This window comes from Enterobacter sp. SECR19-1250 (assembly GCF_013391025.1).
Lineage (GTDB): Bacteria > Pseudomonadota > Gammaproteobacteria > Enterobacterales > Enterobacteriaceae > Enterobacter > Enterobacter cloacae.
The window spans coordinates 1-262 of record NZ_JACASJ010000351.1 but is presented as its reverse complement, the minus strand read 5'-3'; the positions used below and the strand labels follow the sequence as shown (position 1 = coordinate 262).

The 262-nt window shown below is 52.7% G+C and carries 1 pseudogene; it reads left to right on the top strand.

The window, feature by feature from the left end:
- Window positions 1–262 (top strand): annotated as a pseudogene (locus tag HX884_RS27105) (hypothetical protein); the annotation flags it as partial.

The window sequence follows — 262 nt, the reverse complement described above, 5'->3', positions numbered from 1 at the left end:
CGGGCTATTCGCACCACAACCACGAAGGCCGGGTATGGCGTCCGGGAATGGTACGTTTGTCCCCACTGTATGAAACGGGCTGCAAAGCTGTATATCGGCAAGAAAGATATTGGCTGCCGGGCGTGCTGGAAACTCCACTATAAAAGCCAGAGCGGTGACAGACTGGACAGGATGCGCATGAAGATACGCCAGCAGCGACACGCGATATGGGGCAACAATGACCTTACCAATAATCTGTTTAATGACATTCGCATGTTCCCGA